The organism is Streptomyces sp. Wb2n-11, from assembly GCF_001049855.1.
GTDB classification, from domain to species: Bacteria; Actinomycetota; Actinomycetes; order Streptomycetales; family Streptomycetaceae; genus Streptomyces; species Streptomyces altiplanensis.
The window spans coordinates 4,712,324-4,733,432 of sequence record NZ_CVPB01000001.1 but is presented as its reverse complement, the minus strand read 5'-3'; the positions used below and the strand labels follow the sequence as shown (position 1 = coordinate 4,733,432).

The window sequence follows — 21,109 nt, the reverse complement described above, 5'->3', positions numbered from 1 at the left end:
GGGCCCTCTCTTCCGCTCCTGATCCGGCAACCTCGCGCCGCACGCGGCCTGCGTTCGCCACGCGGGTGCGGCGCATCAAGGCTTTGACAGGCTTCAGGGCTTCACTCGAAGGCCCCGGCCGCCCGTCCTCCTCCCGAGGACGGCGGCCGGGGCCTTCGTGCTGCTGCTGAACCGCTGTTGCGCCGCTATCTGTGGCGGGCGGCGCGGGCGACGGTGACGACCGCCTTCTCCAGCGCGTACTCCGGATCGTCGCCACCGCCCTTGACGCCGGCGTCGGCCTCGGCGACGGCCCGCAGCGCGAGGGCCACGCCGTCCGGCGTCCAGCCGCGCATCTGCTGCCGTACCCGGTCGATCTTCCACGGGGGCATGCCGAGTTCGCGGGCGAGGTCGGCGGGGCGGCCGCCCCGGGCGGAGGACAGCTTGCCGATGGCCCGTACGCCCTGGGCGAGGGCGCTGGTGATCAGGACGGGGGCGACGCCGGTGGACAGGGACCAGCGCAGGGCCTCCAGGGCCTCGGCCGCCCGGCCCTCCACGGCGCGGTCGGCGACCGTGAAACTGGAGGCCTCGGCGCGGCCCGTGTAGTACCGCCCGACGACGGCCTCGTCGATCGTCCCCTCGACGTCGGCGACGAGCTGCGCCACGGCGCTGGCCAGCTCGCGCAGGTCACTGCCGATGGAGTCGACCAGGGCCTGGCCCGCCTCGGGGGTCGCGGAGCGGCCCAGCGTGCGGAATTCCGACCGTACGAACGACAGGCGCTCGGCGGCCTTGGTGGTCTTGGGGCAGGCGACCTCGCGGGCCCCTGCCTTGCGGGCGGCGTCGAGCAGCCCCTTGCCCTTGGCTCCGCCCGCGTGGAGCAGTACGAGCGTGATCTCCTCGGCAGGGGCTTCGAGGTAGGACTTCACGTCCTTGACCGTGTCGGCGGAGAGGTCCTGCGCGCTGCGCACGACGACGACCTTGCGCTCGGCGAAGAGCGAGGGGCTCGTCAGCTCGGCGAGGGTGCCGGGCTGGAGCTGGTCGGGCGTGAGGTCGCGTACGTCGGTGTCGGCGTCGGCGGCGCGGGCGGCCGCCACCACCTGCTGCACGGCGCGGTCGAGCAGCAGGTCCTCCTGCCCCACGGCGAGGGTGACGGGGGCGAGCGGGTCGTCGGTCGAATTCTTCCTGGTGGCCATCGTGGTCCAGCATCCCATGACCCGCTGACAGCCCTGTCCGTATTGGAGAATGGGCAGGTGAGCGATGTGAGACACGTACTGGTACTGCCCGACCGCGATGCCGCGGAGGAGGTGGCCGTGGAGGTCTGCGAGCGCTTCGGAGCCGTTGAGGAACCGCAGCTCGTACGGGACGCGCTGGCCGGCGAGGACGATGCCGAGGACGCGCAGTGGCTGGTCGTGGTGGAGGACCCGAACGGCAGGCTCGACGCCGGGGAGCTGCACGCGCTGGCCGGCGAGTACGAAGGGTGGCTGGAGCGCCCCTAGCCCTGTCCCTGTTCCCTGTCCTCCGCCCCCTGCATCCTGCCCTCTGCTCTCTGCTCCGTTCTCCGTTCCCTGCTCCCTGCTCCCTGCTCCCTCCCGGACTCCTTGGCGCCGTTGCCGTCAGAGGCCCGGGGCGCCGTTGCCCGTTCCGGTCGGCCGGGGCCGGGGGGCGCGGTCGAGGGTGATGCCGAAGTGGTCGCGGTAGGCGGCGAGAGTCTCGGCTTCGGTGGCGAGGGGCAGCTCGGTGCGCTCGCCGTCCACGGTCGTCACGAGCCGGACGCCGTCCTTGCCGCCGCTGATGGTGACCCGGCCCCGGCCGTCGGCGGTGAGGCGGGAGCAGACGAGGGAACGCACGAAGGGGGACGCGGGTGAGGTGCGGTGCCACCAGGCGCCGGCCTCGAAGTCGGCCAGGACGCGCGGGCGCTGGTCGAGGCGGTACTGCGGCTTGCCGTCCCGCAGTACGTCGAGGTCGCCCTCGGGCGCCTCGGTGATCCGGAACGTACCGCCGGGGTCCCGTTGGTCGCCGCGCCCGTCGAGTGCCAGTGGGTGGTGGCTGTGGTCGCCGAAGCCGACGTCGGCGAGCCAGGGCCCGGTGGCGTCGTCGGTCTCGACGCGCAGGGCTAGATGGTCGTACGGGATGCCGAGGACACCGTCTGGGCCGAAGACGCGGGCCTGGAGCAGGGTCACGCGGAAGCCGAGGGCACGCAGCAACTCGGTGAAGGCACCGTTCAACTCGTAACAGAAGCCGCCGCGGCGGGCCGTCACGACCTTGGCGAGCAGCGGCTCGGCCCGGAGCACGATGTCCTCGCGGAGGTGGATGGACAGGTTCTCGAAAGGGACGGTCCGCAGGTGCCGGACGTGAAGGTCGCGCAGGGCCCCGGCGTCGGGGCGCGCGGGGCGGGCGGCTCCGGTGCGGCGGAGGTAGGCGTCGGTGTCCGGGGGGCTGGTGTCCGTACCCGTACCCCTGTCTGTACCTGTGTCCGTGTCCGTGTCAGGCGTGGCGTCCATGACTGAAGTCTCGCCCGGGTGTTCCCGTACGTCATGGGCCGCTGGTCCTAGATCCGTCGGCCGAGGCGGGCGGGAGCGGGCCGTCGATAACGTACGGGGATGACGACCACGGAGCCGGCGCGCAGCCGGGAACAGCGCAAGCAGGACGTACTGGACCGGCTGGCGCAGGACGACGACATGTGGGTGGCCACGGCGTCGGCCGACGGTGAACCCTGCCTCGTCCCCCTGTCCTTCGTCTGGGACCGCGGCACGCTGCTGATGTGCACCCGCCGGACGAACCCCACGGCACGCAACCTGACCCCCGCCGGAGAGGTGCGGGTCACCCTCGGGCACACCAGGGACGTGGTCCACATCGAGGGCACCGCCGAACCGGTGGAGGGGACGGAGCTGGCGCCGGAGTCGGCCGACGCCTTCGCCGCGAAGCTGAACGGCTGGGACCCGCGCGACCGGAAGCCCTGGCTCTACTTCCGCATCACACCACGTGCGGTGAAGGCATGGCGCGAGGTGAACGAGCTGGCCGAGCGTGAACTGATGCGCGAGGGCCGCTGGCTTGTCTGACGCGTGCCCGGCGGTGGAGGGCACCCGGAGAGAGGGGCGGGCGGGGCGGGAAAGGCCCGCGGACGCACCGGGCACGACGTGGCCCCCTATGGGGCGTCCGGGCCCGTCGGCGCCGCACGCAGGCCGGGGCCCGAGCCGGTCACCGCGATCGACCCGTCGGTGTCCGTGCGCAGCACCGCGGCGCCGCCGGTGCGGAGCGCGGTGAGCGTACGGGGTGACGGGTGGCCGTACGGGTTGCCGCGGCCGCAGGAGACCAGGGCGAGCCGGGGACGGACACGGGCGAGCAGGGCGGGGTCCTGGTAGGCCGAGCCGTGGTGGGCGACTTTCAGGACGTCCACCGGCGGAAGTGCCGGATAGGCCCTCAGCAGACCTTGCTGGGCAGGGGGTTCGAGGTCGCCCAGGAGGAGCAGGGTGAGGCCGCCGGAGCGGACGAGGAGCGTGACACTGGCGTCGTTCGGCTCTTCGGGGACGAGGGCCGGGAAGGACTGCGGCCACAGTGCCCGCCAGGACAGCGGCCCGACCCGGCGCCGCTCCCCCGGGCCGGCGAGGAGGAGCGGCACCCCTGCGGTGGCGGCCGTCCTGCGGACGAACTCGCTCTGCTCCCGGGGCTCCTGAAGGGTCGTCGTCCGGATCTCGCCCACCGACCGGCCGCGCAGCACGCCCGGCAGTCCCGCCACGTGGTCCGCGTGGAAGTGGGTGAGCAGGACGAGCGGGACGCGGGTGACGCCGAGTGCGCGCAGGCAGCGGTCGACGCGCTGCGGGTCCGGGCCCGCGTCCACGACCACGGCCGTCCCTTCGCCCGCCGCCAGGACGGAGGCGTCTCCCTGCCCGATGTCGCACATCGCGAACTTCCAGCCCGGCGGCGGCCAGCCGGTGAGGATCCTGGTGAGTGGCACGGGCCGCAGGATCGCGAGCACCAGGAGCAGCGCGAGGCCCGCGCTCAGCCACGGATGGCGCGGGATCCGGCGGGCGGCGAACACGGTGACGACGGTCACGGCCGCCAGCAGCAGCCCGCCGCGCCAGCCGTCCGGCCAGTCGGCCTCCGCGCCGGGAAGCGCGGCCCCGGTGCGGGCGACGGAGGCGATCCACCCGGCCGGCCACGCGGCGCACCGGGCCAGCAGCTCGGCGGCGGGCATCGCCACCGGGGCCACCGCCAGGGCCGCGAATCCGAGCACCGTCGCGGGGGCCACCGCGAACTCGGCGAGCAGATTGCAGGGGATCGCCACCAGGCTCACCCTGGCCGCCATCATCGCGACGACGGGCGCGCACACCGCCTGGGCCGCCGCGGCCGCGGCCAGCACCTCCGCGAGCCTGGGCGGCATGCCGTGCCGTTGCAGCGCGGCGCTCCAGCGCGGGCCGATGGTGAGGAGGGCGCCCGTGGCCAGTACGGAGAGCAGGAAACCGTAACTGCGGGCCAGCCACGGGTCGTACAGCACGAGCAGCAGGACGGCGGCGGCGAGAGCGGGGATCAGCTGCCTGCGGCGCCCCGTGCCGATGGCGAGCAGTGTGATGAGCCCGCAGGCCGCGGCCCGCAGCACGCTCGGTTCGGGCCTGCACACCACGACGAAGGCGAGCGTGAGCGCCCCGCCGAGCAGCGCGGTCGCCCGCAGGGAGATGCCGAGACGCGGGGCGAGCCCTCCCCGTTCGGCGCGCAGGGCCTTGCCGGGCGGACCGATCAGCAGGATCAGAACGATCGTGAGGTTGCTTCCGGACACGGCGAGAAGATGCGTGAGGTCGGTGGCCTCGAAGGCTTCGTGCAGCTCGGGCCGCACTCTGGAGGTGTCGCCGACGACCAGACCCGGCAGGAGCGCCCGCGCGTCCGGGGCGAGGTCCTCGGTCGCCTCGCGCAGTCCGGCCCTGAGCCCACCGGCGGTGCGCTGTACGGCGGTCGGCGGGCGTACGGTCTCCGGGAACCTGCCGTCCGGTACGCGCAGCACCGCGGCGATGCGGTCCCCGCCGCCCGTCGGGGGCGCGAGCCGCGCCGTGATCCGCAGCCCGGTGGACGGCAGCAACCGCTGCCACCGGGACGCCGGGTCCCGGGCCGGTGCGACCACCAGGACCGGCGTACGCACGGTCGCCGCCGCCCGGTCCGGCCCAGTGGCGCGGGTGACGCGGGTGACGTCGGCGTTGAGTACGACCGACCTCGGCATCGTGTGGTCGCCGCGCACCCGGGGCCGGGTCGTGCGCGCGTCCGAGGTGACCGTCAGTTCCACCGTGACCTGCGCGTACTGGTGCGCCAGGGCCGGCACGGGGCCACGGTGGAGGTCGGCCGCGTGCAACCCGCCCGAGGCGGCCCCTGCCGCCGCGCACAACAGGACGGCAGCGACGGCCGTGATGCTCAGCCCGCGCCGCACCCCGGCGCCGCGCTCCTCCCGCGACGCCCGGACCACCAGCAGTCCGGCCGCCACGACCACGCACCCCACCGCGAATCCGGCCGCCCAGCGTCCCGAGACCCCCACCGCCACGGCGGCCGCCACCCACGCGGCCAGCGCGGGCGGCACCAGCCGCAGATCCGCAGGCCCTTCCTGCCAGGGGTCGGACGCGCCCAGCCGGTGCCCGGACGCGGCGTGAACCGCCGGGCGTGTCATGGCCGTACGAGCGGCCGGAGGTCCGCGAACCGGCGGTCGCCGATCCCCTTCACCTCGCGAAGCTCGTCGACGGAGCGGAACCCGCCGTGCTCGGTCCGGTAGTCGATGATGTGCTGTGCCAGCACCGGCCCCACTCCGGGCAGCGTCTCCAACTGCTCGGCGGTGGCGGAGCCGAGGCCGATCGGAGCCGCTGCCTGACCGGACGCCGGAGCGCCGCCGGCAGTCGGCCCGGCGGCCCCGGCCGGCGCGGGCACTCCCACCACCACCTGCTCGCCGTCCATGAGCAGGCGCGCGCGGTTGAGCCCCGCGGTGTCCGCGCCCGCCTTGACGCCGCCTGCGGCCCGCAGCGCGTCGGCGACCCGCGATCCGGCCGGCAGCCGGTGGATGCCCGGCTGCCGCACTTTGCCGCTGACGTCGATGACGATGCGCCCCTCGTCCGGCCCCGGGCCGTCGGCTGCCGCCGTCGGGGGCGGCCCCGGCGACGGTGACGGCTCCGGCCGCGCTGCGGCCGGTCCTTCGCCCACGATCTCCGGAGGCTGTACGGGCTGTGGCCGCCCGGTCCAGAAGTGCTGGGCGGCGAAGCCAGCGGCCACGACAAGAACAACGGCCAGCGCGGCCAGCGTCCTGGGTTCGAGTCCGCACCGCGACTGCACCCAGACGGGCAGCCGCTCCCGCACAGCCGACCGGACCCGCCCCACGCTCCCGCCACCGGCGCCCTCGCCGTCCGGCGCTGGAACCTCATTGCTCGCCCCGGTGGCGGGCGCGGACGGGTGTGCGGGCATGGATGGATGCGTGGGCTGATGTGTGGGTGCGGACGGGCTCAGGGACGGGCGCGGGGCCGGGACATCCGTCGCCGCCCGGCCTCCGCCCCGCCGGACGAGCGGTTCCGGCCCGGGCGGTCCGAGGCCGTGACGCACGGGCCGCACCGGTCGCGGTACGGGCGCCAGGAGCGCCTCCGCGCGGCGGCGCAGCGCCGTGGACCGGACGGATTCAGCTACTCGGCGGCGCAAGCGGCGCCCGCCGCGGCCGTGCCCGTGGCGCGCCCGGATGCCGGACGAGCGGACGTCGGACGACCGGGGGTCGGAGGCCGGAGCGCGGCCCGGTCCACTGGTTGCGGAGTGTGATCGGAGAGCCATGCCACGAGACGGTAGGCACATCCGCCCGACGCCGCCGATCATGGACGATTGCCGTGGAGAACTCGCCGGTTGTGGATATCCCGGCCACCCCGCAGGACCACGGCTCACGGTCCACGGCTCACGGTCCACGGCTCATGGGCCACAGCTCACAAGGCCACGGCTCACGGTCCACAGCTCACAAGACCACAGCCTCACGCAACCGCGGAGGGAAGGTCAGTGGGGCGAGACCACGACCCCCAGCAGCCCGGGCCCCGTATGCGCGCCGATCACCGCGCCCACCTCGCTGACGTGCAGCTCCGCCAGCCCGGGGAGCCGGTCGCGCAGCCGCCCCGCCAGCCGTTCGGCCCGCTCGGGGGCCGCCAGGTGGTGCACCGCGACGTCCACACGGCGCGCCTGTGCCCGTTCGGCCACGATCTCCTCCAGCCGGGCGATCGCCTTGGACGCCGTACGCACCTTCTCCAGCATCTCGATACGGCCGCCGTCCAGCTCCAGCAGCGGCTTCACGGCGAGCGCCGACCCCAGCAGCGCCTGCGCCGCTCCGATGCGGCCCCCGCGGCGCAGGTAGTCCAGCGTGTCCACGTAGAAGTACGCCGACGTGCCCGCCGCACGCTTCTCCGCCGCGGCCACCGCCTCGTCCACCGTGCCGCCGGCGTCGGCGGCCTCCGCCGCCGACAGCGCGCAGAAGCCCAAAGCCATCGCGACCATCCCGGTGTCCACCACCCGCACCGGCACCGGAGCGCCCTGCGCGGCGAGCACGGCCGCGTCGTACGTGCCGGAGAACTCGGAGGACAGGTGCAGCGACACGATCCCGGTCGCGCCGGCCTCCGCAACCGCTCGGTAGGCCGCGGCGAAGACCTCGGGGCTCGGCCTCGACGTCGTCACGGACCGGCGTTTCTGGAGCGCCAGGGCCAGCGAGCGGGCCGAGATCTCGGTGCCCTCCTCATAGGCCCGGTCGCCGATGACGACGGTCAGCGGCACCGCGGTGATGCCGTGCCGCTCCATCGTCTGCTGCGGCAGGTAGGCCGTTGAATCGGTGACGATCGCGACATGGCGGGACATGAGCGGGAGGTTACCCGGCGGGGGCACCCGGCGGCAGTCCGGCCCCGCTCAATGATCCGTTCCGGTCCGTTCCAGTCCGTTCCGGAGCGTCGGGCCGTCTCAGACGGTGCCCTCGGGACGGGCCGTCTTCTGCCACGGGTAGGTGGTCTGCCGCTGAGGGTCACGCGCCGTGATCGCCTCCGGTCCGGTGGCGGGCCGACCCGCCGCGCCCGCCCCGCCGGTCGCCCCGTCAGCCGCCCGAGCGGCCCTGCCCGCCGCGTCCGCTGCGGGGGACGTGTCCGCGCCCGGGGACGTGGCCCAGTGCCGCAGCGCCCCCGACTCCACCTCGATCTGCGCGCTCAGCGACGCGAGGTCGTCGTCCGCGAACCGCTGCGCCCGGTCCCGCGCCGCCCACCGCAGCGAGTCCGCCGCGTGCGTCACCCGTTCCGTACGCTCACGCAGGTCCGGCAGCCGCTCCGCGACCCGCGCCTTGTCCGGCTCGCGCTCCAGCCGCTTCAGGTCGTCGTCCAGTTCGCGCCCGTGCCCGCCCAGCCGTTCGAACAGGCCGATCGACTCCGACAGCGAGGCGTCCTCCGCGACGCCCGCCTGCAACGCCTCCTGGGTGGCTCTCATCGACGTACGCAGAGAGAGCCTCAGCTGGGCCAGCTCCCCGGCGACGCCCACCTGCCCGAAGCTCTTCGCCCGCAGGGTGGTGTCCTCGACGCTGCGCCGCGCCTGCGTGATCGTGCGGTCCACGCCGCGCTTGGCCGCACCGACCGCCTTCACGCCCACGTACACCCCCGCCGCCACGAACGCCACAAAGAGCAACGCCAGGATCATGATGACGGTGCCGGCTTCCATGAGCGCCCCTCCGTTGTCGGTCCACTCGGCCACTCGGCTTGTGTGGTCTCTCCACCGTAAACGGAACGGGCGGGCTGAGGGTTCCGCCGGAACCCCCAACCTGCCCGTAGGGGAAAGCACCTACCGCCGCACCCCGTGTTACGCGGGAACGATGTTGACCAGTTTCGGCGCCCGCACGATCACCTTGCGGATACCGGCCCCGCCCAGCGCCGCGACCACCGCCGGGTCCGCCAGCGCCAGCTTCTCCAGCTCCTCGTCACCGATCGCCGGCGAAATCTCCAGCCGCGCCTTGACCTTGCCCTTGACCTGCACCACGCACGTCACGGTCTCGTCCACGACGTACGCCGGATCGGCGACCGGGAAGTCCTGGTACACCACGGAATCCGCGTGCCCCAGCTTGCGCCACAGCTCCTCGGCGATGTGCGGGGCCAGCGGCGCGATCAGCAGCACCAGCCGCTCGGCGACCGACCGCGACACCGGCCCGCCCGTCTTCGTCAGGTGGTTGTTCAGCTCGGTGACCTTGGCGATGGCGGTGTTGAAGCGCATCCCCGCCATGTCCTTGCCGACGCCGTCGATCGCCTTGTGCAGGGCGCGCAGCGTGTCCTCGTCGGGCTCGGCGTCGACGACCGTGGCCTCGCCCGTCGTCTCGTCGACGACGTTGCGCCACAGCCTCTGCAGCAGCCGGTACTGGCCGACCACCGCGCGCGTGTCCCACGGCCGCGACACGTCCAGCGGGCCCATCGCCATCTCGTACAGCCGCAGCGTGTCCGCGCCGTACTCGGCGGCGATCTTCTCCGGGGTGACGGCGTTCTTCAGGGACTTGCCCATCTTGCCCAGGACGCGGCTGACCTTCTCGCCCTGGTACCAGAAGGCGCCGTCGCGCTCCTCGACCTCGGCCGCCGGCACCGCGATGCCGCGCGAGTCCCGGTAGACGAAGGCCTGGATCATGCCCTGGTTGTAGAGCTTGTGGAACGGCTCGGACGAGGAGACGTGCCCCAGGTCGAACAGCACCTTGGACCAGAACCGCGCGTACAGCAGGTGCAGTACGGCGTGCTCGGCGCCGCCGACGTACAGGTCGACACCGCCGTGCGGCTGCCCCTCGCGCGGCCCCATCCAGTACCGCTCGATCTCGGGATCGACCAGCTTCTCGCTGTTGTGCGGGTCCAGGTAGCGCAGCTCGTACCAGCAGGAACCGGCCCAGTTGGGCATGGTGTTGGTCTCGCGCCGGTACTTCTTCGGGCCGTCGCCCAGGTCCAGGGTGACGTTCACCCAGTCCTCGTTGCGCGACAGCGGCGTCTCCGGCTCGGTGTCAGCGTCGTCCGGGTCGAAGGTGCGCGGCGAGTAGTCCTCGACCTCCGGCAGCTCCAGCGGCAGCATCGACTCGGGCAGCGGGTGAGCGATGCCGTCCTCGTCGTAGACGATCGGGAAGGGCTCGCCCCAGTAGCGCTGACGGCTGAACAGCCAGTCGCGCAGACGGTAGTTGACGGTGCCCTCGCCGATGCCCCGCGCGGCCAGCCACTCGGTGATCTTCGCCTTGGCGTCGACGACGCCCAGCCCGTCCAGCGAGATGTCCCCGCTCGACGAGTTCACGATCTTCGCGTCGTACGAGGAGAACGCGTCGTCCCACTGGGCCGGGTCCGTGCCCCGGCCGTCCGACGGCTCGACGACGCAGCGCATCGGCAGCTCGAAGGCGCGCGCGAACGCGAAGTCGCGGGAGTCGTGCGCCGGTACGGCCATGATCGCGCCGGTGCCGTAGCCCATCAGCACGTAGTCCGCGATGAAGACGGGGACCTGCTCGCCGCTGACCGGGTTGACGGCGTACGCGCCGGTGAAGACGCCGGTCTTGTCCTTGGCCTCGGCCTGCCGCTCGACGTCGGACTTCGAGGCGGCCTGCGCGCGGTACGCCGCGACGGCCTCGGCCGGGGTGGCGTGGCCGCCGGTCCACACGTCGTGCGTGCCCTCGGGCCAGGAGGCCGGAACGATCCTCTCGACCAGCTCGTGCTCGGGCGCCAGCACCATGTAGGTCGCGCCGAACAGCGTGTCCTGGCGGGTGGTGAAGACGGTGATCGCGTGGTCGTCGACCGGGAAGTCGACGCGCGCGCCCTCGCTCCGTCCGATCCAGTTGCGCTGCTGCAGCTTGATCGCCTCGGGCCAGTCCAGGCCGTCCAGGTCGTCCAGCAGGCGGTCCGAGTAGGCGGTGATGCGCATGTTCCACTGGCGCAGCTTGGCCTTGAAGACGGGGAAGTTCCCGCGCTCGGAGCGGCCGTCGGCGGTGACTTCCTCGTTGGCCAGTACGGTGCCCAGGCCCGGGGCCCAGTTCACGGGCGCCTCGGAGGCGTACGCCAGGCGGTACTCGCTCAGGACGTCGGCGCGCTCGGCGGCGCTCAGCTCACTCCAGGGGCGCGCGTCCGGCGTGGTGCGCTCCCCGCTCTCGAACTGCGCCACCAGCTCGGCGATGGGCCGCGCCCGGCCGGCCTCCGCGTCGTACCAGGAGTTGAAGATCTGCAGGAAGATCCACTGGGTCCACTTGTAGTAGTCCGGGTCGATCGTCGCGATGGACCGGCGCTTGTCGTGGCCCAGGCCCAGCCGGCGCAGCTGCTGCTTCATGTTGTCCATGGCGGCCTCGGTCGACACCCGGGGGTGCGTGCCGGTGGCGACCGCGTGCTGCTCGGCGGGCAGGCCGAAGGCGTCGAAGCCCAGCGTGTGCAGGACGTTGTGGCCGGTCATGCGCTGGTGGCGGGCGAAGACGTCGGTCGCGATGTAGCCGAGCGGGTGGCCGACGTGCAGACCCGCACCCGAGGGGTACGGGAACATGTCCATGATGAACTTCTTCGGCTTGGCGGCCAGCGCCGCGTCGCCTGCCAGGTCGCCGCTGGGATTCGGCGCCTCGTACGTGCCCTCCGCGTCCCAGAAGTCCTGCCAGCGTGCCTCGATGTCAGCGGCCATCGCGGCCGTATAGCGGTGCGGTGCTGCCACCTCGGCAGCAGAATTCGTCTCGCTCATGATCCTCAAAGCTCCATCAATCGTCTCTGCCAGCGGCTGCGACATTCAGGCTGTGACATTCACGGACATGCACGCTGTGACATCCGGGAATGAAAAATCCCCTCGCACAGGAGGGGACGCCGCGCCGATTCCGACCGGATCTTCCATCCGTCGGGACTGATCAGCGCGGCTCGCCAAGCAGAAGGCGTACGGCACGCATGGCGTCAGGGTACCGCAGGGCCCGGGACGGCCGCATCGAGCGTCCGTCCGGCGGACCGGGCTCCCCTCGCCGCCGGGGTTACTCCGCGTATCGACCCTATCCGGGGCAACGTCCGAGCAAGTTTTCCCACAGCCCGCGCGCTAAACCTCCAAACGCCGTACTGCCCAGTATGGAGCGACCTAGCATGCGGCAACGGGACCACTTTGCCGAAGCATTCGGAGTCGCCCCATGAGCCCTCATCCGCACTCTCATCCGAGTTCTCGCCCGGCCCCTCGCCCGGACACCCACCCGGCCTCTCGTCGAAAGACCCGCTCCTCCCCCGCTCTCCCCGCACTGAGCCGCCCCGCCCAAGGGGGCCTGACCGCCGCCGCGCTGATTCTCATACCCCTGCTCGCCACGGCCGGCAGCGACAGTCTGCGGGCCGCGCTCGACTTCACCACCGGCGTCCTCTCCCTGGTCTCCCTGACCGCCGCCGTCGCCTGGGGCCTGCTGGCCACCGACCGGCTGCTGCTCCGGCCGCGCCACCGCCTTCTCGCCCAGGCCGTCCACCGGGCCACCGCGGTCGCCTCCCTCGGTTTCCTGCTGCTGCACGTTTCGGTCAAGGTCTCGCTGGGGCACGTGGCGCTCCTCGGAGCCCTGGTCCCCTTCGGCCTCGGAATCAGCGGTACGGCCGGCCTCATCGGATTCGGCTCCCTCGCCGGATTCCTCATGGTCGTCGCGGCTTCGACAGGGGCGCTGCGCAGCGCGTTCGCCACCCCGGGACGCATCGCCGGCCGTTGGCGGGCGCTGCACATGCTCTCCTACCCGGCCTGGGGATCGGCCCTGGTGCACGGCCTGTTCGCGGGCCGGCCCGCCGCCGGGTGGGTCGTCACGATGTACGCCCTGTCCCTTGCGGCGGTCGCGACGGTCCTGTCGTTGCGCCTGCTCCCGCCCCCGCTCAAGCGGGCCGCCGCCGAACGGATCGTGGCCCTGGCCACGTCCGGGTCCCGGGCCGGGGCACCCGGCCCGGCGCCCCGTGACGCCACGCTCTCCCCGCTGCCGGGCGGCGGTTTCGCACCGCCGCAGCCACAGCCGCAGCCGCAGCACCAGCGGCCGGCGGCCCCCGCCCCACCGCTGTACGAGGCCGGGCACTCCCCCGACGGGCTCCGTGCGGCGCCGGACAACGGCATATCGGCGGCGTACCGCGCCGTATCCGCCGCGGCCGCCTCCGCCGATTCGGCCCCCACCGGACAGATCCCCCCGGCGCAGCGCCTTCCCCCGACCGAGGAGATCCCCCTCCAGACGGCGCCTCCCCCGCCCCGCTGGCCGACCCCGTCGCCCCCTCCCCCCGCACAGGCCGCCCGCCCGCCGTACGACCCTGACCGCGCGGTGTACGGCCCGGGAGCCGCCCCCGGCCTCTCCGGGTATGTCCCCGAACGCCCCGCGCACGCTCCCCGGGCGCCCGCCGGACCGCTCCCCCACCCCCGCCCCCACGACGGCACCGAACCCGCGCCGGGTCCGCTCTACCGGCCCGCCGCCGGAGAACCCTGGCACGCACCCGCAGGAGACCGACGTTGAACGCCCCCCTTCCCGACGTCCCCGAGGTACGCGTGGTCGGCCTCCCCCAGCTGACGGCCGGCTTCGACCTGGTCGAGCGCCTCGACCTCGGTATGCACCTGAAAGTGCACGGCCCGCTGGAACCGATGGCCGGAGAACGCCTGGCCGAACTCGCCGACCACATCTCGCTGCGCGGCCGCGGCGGCGCCGGCTTCCCCTTCGGCAGGAAACTGCGGGCGGTCGCGCAGGCCTCCATCCGGCGCGGCGTGCGGCCCGTGGTCGTCATCAACGGCAGCGAGGGCGAGCCCGCCTGCCGCAAGGACACCGTCCTGCTCAACCGCGCCCCGCACCTCGCGCTCGACGGCGCCCTGCTCGCGGCCGAGGCGCTCGGCGCCCGCACCCTGGTCGTCGGCGTCACCCGCAACTCGACCGAGGCCTCCGTCCGCGCCGCCTTCGCCGAACGCGGCCTGTCCGACCGGCGCGGTCAGCAATTGCGCGCGCGGATCGTACGCACTCCCGAGCGCATGGTCTCCGGCGAAGCGTCCTCCCTCATCCGCGCCGCGAACGGCGGCCCGGCCCTGCCGCCCGGCCGCCGCGAGCGCGCCTCCGAGACAGGGGTGGGGGGCGCTCCCACCCTGCTGTCCAATACGGAGACCTTCGCGCAGCTCGCCGTCGCCGCCCGCACCGGTGCCCGCCGCTACGGCCACACCGGCCTGGTGGACGAGCCGGGCACGGTCATGCTCACCCTTTCCGGCGCGGTCTCGCGCCCCATGGTGGTCGAGGTGCCCACCGGAGTGCCGCTGCGTTACGTCCTCCAGATGGCCGGCGCCCCGCCGCTGCCCCAGGGCGTGCTGACGGGGGGTTACCACGGCAACTGGATCGACGCGGTCGCCGCGCACGACGCCGTGATCTCCCGCGAGTCCCTCGCCTCCCTCGGCGGCGCGCTCGGCGCGGGCGCGATCCTCCCGATCGGCCCGGAGACCTGCCCGCTGGGCGAGTCACTGCGCGTCGCGAACTGGCTGGCGGCGGAGACGGCGGGCCAGTGCGGCCCCTGCCGGCTGGGGCTGCCCGCCGCCGCCGGCGGCCTCTCCGACGTACTCAACGGTGGCGGCCAGGCCGCACTGGAGGCCCTGCGCGAAGTGACGCGGGCCGTGAAGGGCCGGGGCGCGTGCAAGCACCCCGACGGTTCGGTGCGCTTCTTCGTCTCCACCCTCAGCGCCTTCACCGACGACCTGGCGGCGCACGTCCTGGGCGGCGGCTGCGGCCGGGAGACGCTGGGCGTACTGCCGCTGCCGGGCCCCGGTCACGAGGAGGGCGTCCCGAGCGGCGAGAAGTTCGCGGTGGACTGGACGCTGTGCAAGGGCCACGGGCTGTGCGCCGACATCGTCCCGGAGCTGATCCGGCTCGGCCCCGACGGCTATCCGACCCTCGCGGACGCGTCGGTTCCGGTGCACATCCAGGGGGCCGCCCAGCGCGCCGTGCGACGCTGCCCCGCGCTGGCGCTGCGCATCGAGCGGGAGGCCCCCGAACGGCCGGGGCGGCCCGCGCTGCCGGGTGGCGGCAGAAAGGCCCTGGGCGGCGGCCGGGGCTGAGCCGGCCGGCCCACCGGAAAGAGAAAATCCCGCCCGGTCGATTCGACCGGGCGGGATCTTCCTTCTGTGGAGCTAAGGAGAATTGAACTCCTGACCTCCTGCATGCCATGCAGGCGCTCTACCAACTGAGCTATAGCCCCGTGCGTTCTGCCGCTTCCCGGGCTTCCCCGGCGGCTCCGCCAACATTACCGGCCCCCCGGCGCTCCACCAAATCCTTTACCCACACGCCCGTTCTGTCCGCATATGACCGACGGTGCGCTCACGCTGTGGCGAAGGAGTAGAAACGCTTGAGCGTGCAGTGCTCGTCGAGCAGCCGGCCGTAGATGGGCTCACCCTCGAGTTCGCGGTACGTCTCGATGGGGTCGCCTTTTATGATCAGCGCCCGGGCGCATTCCTCGCACCAGTACTGGTAGTCGGCGTTGACCGGTTCCATGTCCCTGACGATGGGCGTGCCACTGCCGCACCAGTCGCATTTCCGCCTGTGTGCGCCCATCACTCAGTTCCAGCTGTGGCGGCAGGCCGTGCACACGTACGCGATACCTCCGTTGTCGCTGCCGGGCAGAGCACGGACCGCATCGAGGATGCTCACGGGCATCGCGCTCTCCCTCCCCGTCAGACCGTCGTCCCCCTCCGGCCGTCCGATTCTGCCATGGCTCCGCAAGGGGGCAGCGACGTGGGCACAGGAGGCCCGCCGCGGCGCCGAAGATCGACGCGGCAGCCGGCGCAAGGGCGCATACCCACAGCGCATCGGCGTATGCGTGCGCCCCGACTCCTTCAGCCGGTTCGGAAAGCGGGTGCCGAATGCCGCCGCACCGGGCAACCGGCCCGGGGCAGTCGTCAGGGGCAGGTCCCTTACCGGATACGGGACTTGCAGGTGGGGCCGTCGCCATGGCGCCGAGCCCGGCGCCGGTGTCGCTGTCGCTGTCCGCCGACGGAACGCCGGAACGTCGCCCACACCCCCGACGGCGAGCACAACAAGAAATCCCGGCCCCTCCTGGAGGAGGAACCGGGATCCTGATTGTGGAGCTAAGGAGAATTGAACTCCTGACCTCCTGCATGCCATGCAGGCGCTCTACCAACTGAGCTATAGCCCCGCTGTTCTCTGCGCTGTGCGCTGCGAACAAGAAGAACTTTAGCCTGCGACCTGCCGGAAAGCGAAATCCGTCAGTCGTCGTCGCCGAGCACCGGCTCCGGGAGCGTCCCGGCGTTGTGCTCCGTCAGCCGCCAGCCGCGGGCGCCCTCGCCCAGCACCGACCAGCAGCAGTTGGAGAGGCCGCCGAGGCCCTCCCAGTGGTACGACTCCAGGCCCAGGAGCCGTCCGATGGTGGTACGGATGGTGCCGCCGTGGCTGACCACGACGAGCGTGCCGTTGTCGGGCAGCTTGTCGGCGTGCGCGAGTACGACGGGAGCCGCCCGGTCGGCGACCTCGGTCTCCAGCTCGCCACCACCGCGCCGCACCGGCTCGCCGCGCTTCCACGCCGCGTACTGCTCGCCGAACCGCCCGATGATCTCTTCGTGCGTCAGTCCCTGCCAGGCACCCGCGTACGTCTCGCGCAGTCCCGCGTCGTACGTCACGTCGAGGCCGGTCAGGGCCGACAGCTCACCGGCCGTGGCCGCCGCCCGCTTGAGGTCGGACGCGATCATCGCGTCCGGCTTCAGGGAGGCGAGCAGCCTCGCGGCCCGGCGCGCCTGGGCGACGCCGGTCTCGGTCAGCTCGATGTCCGTGCTGCCCTGGAAGCGGCGCTCCAGGTTCCAGGAGGTCTGGCCGTGTCGCCACAGGATGATCCTGCGGCCCCGGCTCCGCTTGCCGGTGTCGCTGGCGTTCAGCTCAGGTCTCCGTCCACTTCGCCGGCCGCATGCAGCTTCGCGTGCTCTTCGGCCAGACCGCGGGTCTTGACGGCGTCCTCGGGCAGGGCGATCTCGGGGCAGTCCTTCCAGAGGCGCTCCAGCGCGTAGAAGACGCGCTCCTCGCTGTGCTGGACGTGGACGACGATGTCGACGTAGTCGAGAAGCACCCAGCGGGCCTCGCGGTCGCCCTCGCGACGCACGGGCTTGGCGCCAAGGTCCTTGTTCAGCCGCTCCTCGATCTCGTCGACGATCGACTTGACCTGGCGGTCGTTGGGCGCCGAGGCGACCAGGAAGGCGTCGGTGATGGAGAGCACATCGCTGACGTCGTACGCGATGATGTCGTGCGCGAGCCGGTCTGCGGCCGCCTGAGCGGCGGCGTTGATGAGCTCGATGGAACGGTCAGTGGCGGTCACAAGCAGGCTTTCGTCGGCGGTCAGAGATACCCCCAGGGTCTCACGGACCGCCGACGGCGCCGACGGGATTACTCCACCTTGAAATCCTGGCCCAGTACGACCGTCACGTCGGCGTTCGCGGCCGCCTTGCCCTTGCGCACCGCGCCCGTCGGCAGACCCAGCGTCTTCGCCACCTCTTCCGCCGTCGCCCTCTTCGCCGCGTCGCCGTAGCTGACCTGCGACGACGTGACCACGGAGGCGGCCTGGCCGGCGTCCACGAACGCGTATCCGCCGTTGACCAGGTCAATCCTCGCGGTCTCGGTGGCGCCGGTGGTCCCCTGGGCGTTCCTGACGCCGACCCGCACGGCCGCGCCCTGCTCCGGGCTGCTGACCGAGCCGCCGAGAATGTCCTTCACCACACTCTCGGCGTCGGAGTCGCTCAGCGTGCCGTCGGGCTGGACCGGCAGCTGCGCCGTCCGGTGGTCGCCGGCCTTGGCGTGTCCGGCGAGCTTGGCGAGCGACGCGCCCAGGTCCTTCTCCGGCAGTGAGGGGTCGAGGATCTGCGCCAGCGAGCGCACGGTGGTGGTCGCGGCCTGCGGGTCGTCCGAGATCTTCTTCAGCACGCCCTGCATGACCTGCCCGAAGCGCCGGAGCTGCTCGGCCTCGGCCTCACCGGGCGCGCGGTAGGTGGCGTACGCGACGGCCATGCGGCCACTCAGCGTCTGCCCCTTGCCCTGCCGCACCACGGGTGACGCGCCCTTCTTGGAGTCGGGCACATCGGTGTCGGTGTCGACCTCCACGTTGCCGACCAGCTCGACGAGGTTCTCCAGGTACGGGGTGTCGAGCCGCCAGGAGCCGCCGATCTTCGTCCCCAGTACGGAACCGAGCGCCTCGCGCGTGCCCGCCGAACCGTCGTCGTCGACGGACTTGCCGAGCGTGGTCGTGGTGCCGTCGTCGCTCGCCACGGCGAGCGAGTTGGGGAGCAGGACGGTGGTGCCCTGTTTCGTGGTGACGTTGTCCACGAGCAGTGCGGTGGAGGTGGCGCCCTCCCTGGTGTGCAGGTGCACCACGATCACGTCGCGCTTCTGCGGGCCGCCCGCCGCGGCGGGCGGCGTGTCCTCCTTGCCGGAGAGGCCGGGCAGCATTCCCGCGTACCAGAGGTAGCCGACGCCGCCTGCGACCACCAGCGCCACCGCGGCGACCAGGGCGACGACACGGTTGCGGCCGCGGCGCCTGGCCTCCTCGCGGCGCTCGGTGCGGCTCTCGGTGAACTTCAGCCAGTCGATGACGTCTTCGGAGTTCTCGTCCGGCTCCTCGACGAAGGAGAACTGCTCGGTCGCGTACTCGGGCGTGGGGCGGCGCTGCTGGGGCACGGAATCGACCTGGGGCTCCGGGTCCGGGTCCGGCACATGAGCGGGCTCAGGGACGGGCGCGGGATCGGATGCGGGTGCGGCCTGCTGCGGGATCCACTGCTGCTGAGCGGTGTCGACGTACCCGTACTGCTGCTGTTCCTGCTGCTGGGCGTACGGGTCGTACGGCGGCTGCTGGGCGTACGGGTCGTAGCCGTAACCCTGCTGCTGCGCGCCGTACTGCTGCGTGTCGTACTGCTGCGCGTCGTACTGCTGCGTGTCGTACTGCTGCGTGTCGTACTGCTGCGCCTGCTGGTACACCGGCTGCCCGTACGCGTCGTAACCGATGATCTCCGGCTGCTGGGCATACGGGTCGTACGGGTCGTACGGGTGCTGTCGGTCGTTCACCGGTGGCCCTCTCCCTGCTGGTCTGTGCTCCCCGTACGGCCGGGCCGACCGCTCAGCGGCGGTACAGCTCGCGCTTGTCGATGTAGCGGACCACACCGTCCGGAACGAGATACCAGACAGGCTCACCCGCCGCGACCCTCGCCCGGCAGTCGGTCGACGAGATCGCCAGGGCCGGCACCTCCACCAGGGAGACGCCCCCCTTGGGCAGACCGTCGTCCGTCAGGTCGTGACCGGGCCGGGTCACACCGATGAAGTGGGAGAGCGAGAACAGCTCCTCCGCGTCCCGCCAGGTGAGGATCTGGGCGAGCGCGTCGGCGCCGGTGATGAAGAAGAGGTCCGAGTCGCTGTTCAGCTCACGCAGGTCCCGCAGCGTGTCGATGGTGTAGGTCGGACCGCCACGGTCGATGTCGATCCGGCTCACCGAGAACTGCGGGTTGGACGCGGTCGCGATGACCGTCATCAAATAGCGGTCCTCCGCCGGGGAGACCTGCTTGTGGCTCTTCTGCCACGGCTGCCCGGTCGGCACGAACACCACCTCGTCGAGGTGGAAATGGGCGGCCACCTCGCTGGCGGCCACCAGGTGCCCATGGTGAATCGGATCGAACGTCCCGCCCATCACGCCGAGTCGGCGCTTGCCCGGACCGCTCGGCACTTGCTGCTCTCCCATGCGTGCAGAGCCTACTGGCCCCCTGCCGCGGCCCCGACTCAGCGGTCCCGGTTGAAGCGCGTGGTGATCCACAGCAGGAGCATGAGCGCGAGGAACGCGCCGACGCCGGTGACGTAGGGGCTGAGGGACGCGTGGTTCCCGCCGTGCTCGCCGCCCTCACCGGAGGCGAGGGTCACGAGGGAGGCGGCGGTGCTGTGGAGGCTCATCTTCGGCAGGACCTATCGGGAGTCGGGAGTCGGAGGGGAGACTTCACGAACATCGTATGCGGGCGGCCCGGGCACGCTCACGCCGACTCAGTCGTTCACGCAATGACCGGCTCCGGGAACCGGCCGAGCGCGGCGCACGTGAGCACATACGCTGGGGCCGTCCGGGGGACGGGAAACACTCGTAGACAGGGGGCCATCCATGACCGACGGCAATCACGAGAACGTACCGAGCCGCAATCGCCGGCGCTTCCCGGACATCTCGTCCAGGGCGTACGAACACCCGGCGGACCGCTCGGCCCTGGTCGCCCTGCGCAAGCTCACCGGCTTCGACACGGTGTTCAAGGCACTCAGCGGCCTGCTTCCCGAGCGCAGCCTGCGGCTGCTCTTCCTCTCCGACTCGGTGCGGGTGGGCGAGGCCCAGTTCGCGCATCTGCACACGATGCTGCTGGACGCCTGTTACATCCTGGACCTCAAGAAGGTCCCTCCGATGTACGTCACGCAGGACCCGAAGCCCAATGCCATGTGCATCGGCCTCGACGAGCCGATCATCGTGGTCACCACGGGCCTGGTCGAGCTGCTCGACGAGGAGGAGATGCGGGCGGTCGTCGGCCACGAGGTGGGCCACGCGCTGTCCGGGCACTCCGTCTACCGGACGATCCTGCTGTTCCTCACGAACCTGGCGCTCAAGGTCGCCTGGATCCCGCTCGGCAACATCGCGATCATGGGGATCGTGACGGCGCTGCGCGAGTGGTTCCGCAAGTCGGAGCTCTCCGCCGACCGGGCCGGCCTGCTGGTCGGCCAGGACCTCCAGGCGTCGATGCGCGGCCTGATGAAGATCGCCGGTGGCAATCACCTGCACGAGATGAACGTGGACGCGTTCCTGGAGCAGGCCGAGGAGTACGAAGCGGGAGGCGACCTGCGCGACTCCGTGCTGAAGATCCTCAACGTCCTGCCGCGCTCGCACCCGTTCACCACGGTCCGGGCCGCCGAGCTGAAGAAGTGGGCCGAGAGCCGCGACCACCAGCGGATCATGGACGGCCACTACCCGAAGCGCGACGAGGACGGCGACACGTCCGTCACGGACTCCTTCCGCGAGTCCGCCTCCCACTACGCCGACACGGTGCGCACCAGCAAGGACCCGCTGATGAAGCTCGTGGGCGACATCGCGGGCGGTGCGGGGGACCTCGGCGGCAAGCTGCGGGACAAGTTCAACGGCGGAGGCAAGGCGAGCCCGTCCGACGGCTGAGCACC

General features: G+C 72.3%; 18 protein-coding genes and 2 tRNA genes. 5 read left to right on the top strand and 15 right to left on the bottom strand.

What is annotated here, in order from left to right; genetic code table 11:
• Window positions 1–185: 185 nt before the first annotated feature.
• On the bottom strand, window positions 186–1,169 hold the full coding sequence (gene holA, locus BN1555_RS21445) for a DNA polymerase III subunit delta (protein ID WP_093803541.1): 984 nt from the start codon (window positions 1,167–1,169) through the stop codon (window positions 186–188).
• Window positions 1,170–1,226: 57 nt separating this feature from the next.
• Between holA and BN1555_RS21440 the strand changes: the two genes are divergently transcribed.
• Complete coding sequence (locus BN1555_RS21440) at window positions 1,227–1,472, top strand: hypothetical protein (RefSeq protein WP_093800897.1); 246 nt, start codon at window positions 1,227–1,229, stop codon at window positions 1,470–1,472.
• 117 nt (window positions 1,473–1,589) lie between these two features.
• Here BN1555_RS21440 and BN1555_RS21435 read toward each other — a convergent pair whose 3' ends face one another.
• A complete protein-coding gene (locus BN1555_RS21435) occupies window positions 1,590–2,477 on the bottom strand; it encodes an arylamine N-acetyltransferase family protein (RefSeq protein ID WP_093800896.1) in 888 nt (295 codons plus the stop codon).
• 99 nt (window positions 2,478–2,576) lie between these two features.
• Between BN1555_RS21435 and BN1555_RS21430 the strand changes: the two genes are divergently transcribed.
• On the top strand, window positions 2,577–3,035 hold the full coding sequence (locus BN1555_RS21430) for a pyridoxamine 5'-phosphate oxidase family protein (RefSeq protein ID WP_093800895.1): 459 nt from the start codon (window positions 2,577–2,579) through the stop codon (window positions 3,033–3,035).
• An 86-nt stretch (window positions 3,036–3,121) separates the two neighbouring features.
• Here the strand turns inward: BN1555_RS21430 and BN1555_RS21425 are convergent, their stop codons facing one another.
• The 5 genes from BN1555_RS21425 to leuS all read right to left on the bottom strand — a co-directional run bounded on the left by BN1555_RS21425 (window position 3,122) and on the right by leuS (window position 11,661).
• Window positions 3,122–5,623, bottom strand: coding sequence for a ComEC/Rec2 family competence protein (locus BN1555_RS21425; RefSeq protein WP_093800894.1), 2,502 nt, complete (start codon window positions 5,621–5,623; stop codon window positions 3,122–3,124).
• On the bottom strand, window positions 5,620–6,405 hold the full coding sequence (locus BN1555_RS21420; RefSeq protein ID WP_369688989.1) for a ComEA family DNA-binding protein: 786 nt from the start codon (window positions 6,403–6,405) through the stop codon (window positions 5,620–5,622). The genes BN1555_RS21425 and BN1555_RS21420 overlap by 4 nt, the downstream gene beginning before the upstream one ends.
• A 567-nt stretch (window positions 6,406–6,972) precedes the next feature.
• The gene (locus BN1555_RS21415) at window positions 6,973–7,818 is read right to left on the bottom strand and encodes a DegV family protein (protein WP_093800892.1); all 846 of its coding nucleotides are present in this window, start codon (window positions 7,816–7,818) and stop codon (window positions 6,973–6,975) included.
• A gap of 99 nt (window positions 7,819–7,917) precedes the next feature.
• Window positions 7,918–8,658, bottom strand: a complete 741-nt coding sequence (locus tag BN1555_RS21410; protein WP_093803540.1) for a hypothetical protein — start codon at window positions 8,656–8,658, stop codon at window positions 7,918–7,920.
• A 138-nt stretch (window positions 8,659–8,796) separates the two neighbouring features.
• The gene (gene leuS / locus BN1555_RS21405) at window positions 8,797–11,661 is read right to left on the bottom strand and encodes a leucine--tRNA ligase (protein ID WP_093800891.1); all 2,865 of its coding nucleotides are present in this window, start codon (window positions 11,659–11,661) and stop codon (window positions 8,797–8,799) included.
• A 532-nt stretch (window positions 11,662–12,193) separates the two neighbouring features.
• On the opposite strand from leuS, the gene BN1555_RS21400 reads away from it, so the two are divergent.
• Together BN1555_RS21400 and BN1555_RS21395 are read left to right on the top strand one after the other, a co-directional pair.
• Complete coding sequence (locus BN1555_RS21400) at window positions 12,194–13,417, top strand: ferric reductase-like transmembrane domain-containing protein (RefSeq protein WP_093803539.1); 1,224 nt, start codon at window positions 12,194–12,196, stop codon at window positions 13,415–13,417.
• A complete protein-coding gene (locus tag BN1555_RS21395; RefSeq protein ID WP_093800890.1) occupies window positions 13,414–14,988 on the top strand; it encodes an NADH-quinone oxidoreductase subunit NuoF family protein in 1,575 nt (524 codons plus the stop codon). The genes BN1555_RS21400 and BN1555_RS21395 overlap by 4 nt, the downstream gene beginning before the upstream one ends.
• A 67-nt stretch (window positions 14,989–15,055) precedes the next feature.
• Here BN1555_RS21395 and BN1555_RS21390 read toward each other — a convergent pair.
• From BN1555_RS21390 to BN1555_RS21355, 8 genes are all read right to left on the bottom strand, one after another.
• Window positions 15,056–15,128: transfer RNA gene (locus BN1555_RS21390), tRNA-Ala, on the bottom strand.
• Window positions 15,129–15,247: 119 nt separating this feature from the next.
• Complete coding sequence (locus tag BN1555_RS21385; RefSeq protein WP_028813478.1) at window positions 15,248–15,481, bottom strand: hypothetical protein; 234 nt, start codon at window positions 15,479–15,481, stop codon at window positions 15,248–15,250.
• Window positions 15,482–16,009: 528 nt separating this feature from the next.
• Window positions 16,010–16,082: transfer RNA gene (locus BN1555_RS21380), tRNA-Ala, on the bottom strand.
• Between the two features lie 70 nt (window positions 16,083–16,152).
• Entirely contained in the window at window positions 16,153–16,815 is a 663-nt protein-coding gene (locus BN1555_RS21375; protein WP_093800889.1) for a histidine phosphatase family protein, read from the bottom strand.
• Window positions 16,812–17,249 carry a ribosome silencing factor gene (gene rsfS / locus BN1555_RS21370; protein ID WP_093800888.1) on the bottom strand — a complete coding sequence of 146 codons (438 nt, stop codon included), beginning with the start codon at window positions 17,247–17,249 and terminating at the stop codon, window positions 16,812–16,814. The genes BN1555_RS21375 and rsfS overlap by 4 nt, the downstream gene beginning before the upstream one ends.
• A 68-nt stretch (window positions 17,250–17,317) precedes the next feature.
• Window positions 17,318–18,985: an LCP family protein gene (locus tag BN1555_RS21365; RefSeq protein WP_093800887.1), complete on the bottom strand. Its 1,668-nt coding sequence runs from the start codon at window positions 18,983–18,985 to the stop codon at window positions 17,318–17,320.
• A 52-nt stretch (window positions 18,986–19,037) separates the two neighbouring features.
• On the bottom strand, window positions 19,038–19,652 hold the full coding sequence (gene nadD / locus BN1555_RS21360; protein WP_093800886.1) for a nicotinate-nucleotide adenylyltransferase: 615 nt from the start codon (window positions 19,650–19,652) through the stop codon (window positions 19,038–19,040).
• A gap of 38 nt (window positions 19,653–19,690) precedes the next feature.
• Window positions 19,691–19,858, bottom strand: a complete 168-nt coding sequence (locus BN1555_RS21355; protein ID WP_093800885.1) for a hypothetical protein — start codon at window positions 19,856–19,858, stop codon at window positions 19,691–19,693.
• Between the two features lie 199 nt (window positions 19,859–20,057).
• Here BN1555_RS21355 and BN1555_RS21350 point away from each other — a divergent pair, with 199 nt between their 5' ends.
• Window positions 20,058–21,104, top strand: a complete 1,047-nt coding sequence (locus BN1555_RS21350) for a M48 family metallopeptidase (protein WP_093800884.1) — start codon at window positions 20,058–20,060, stop codon at window positions 21,102–21,104.
• The last annotated feature ends 5 nt before the right edge of the window (window positions 21,105–21,109 follow it).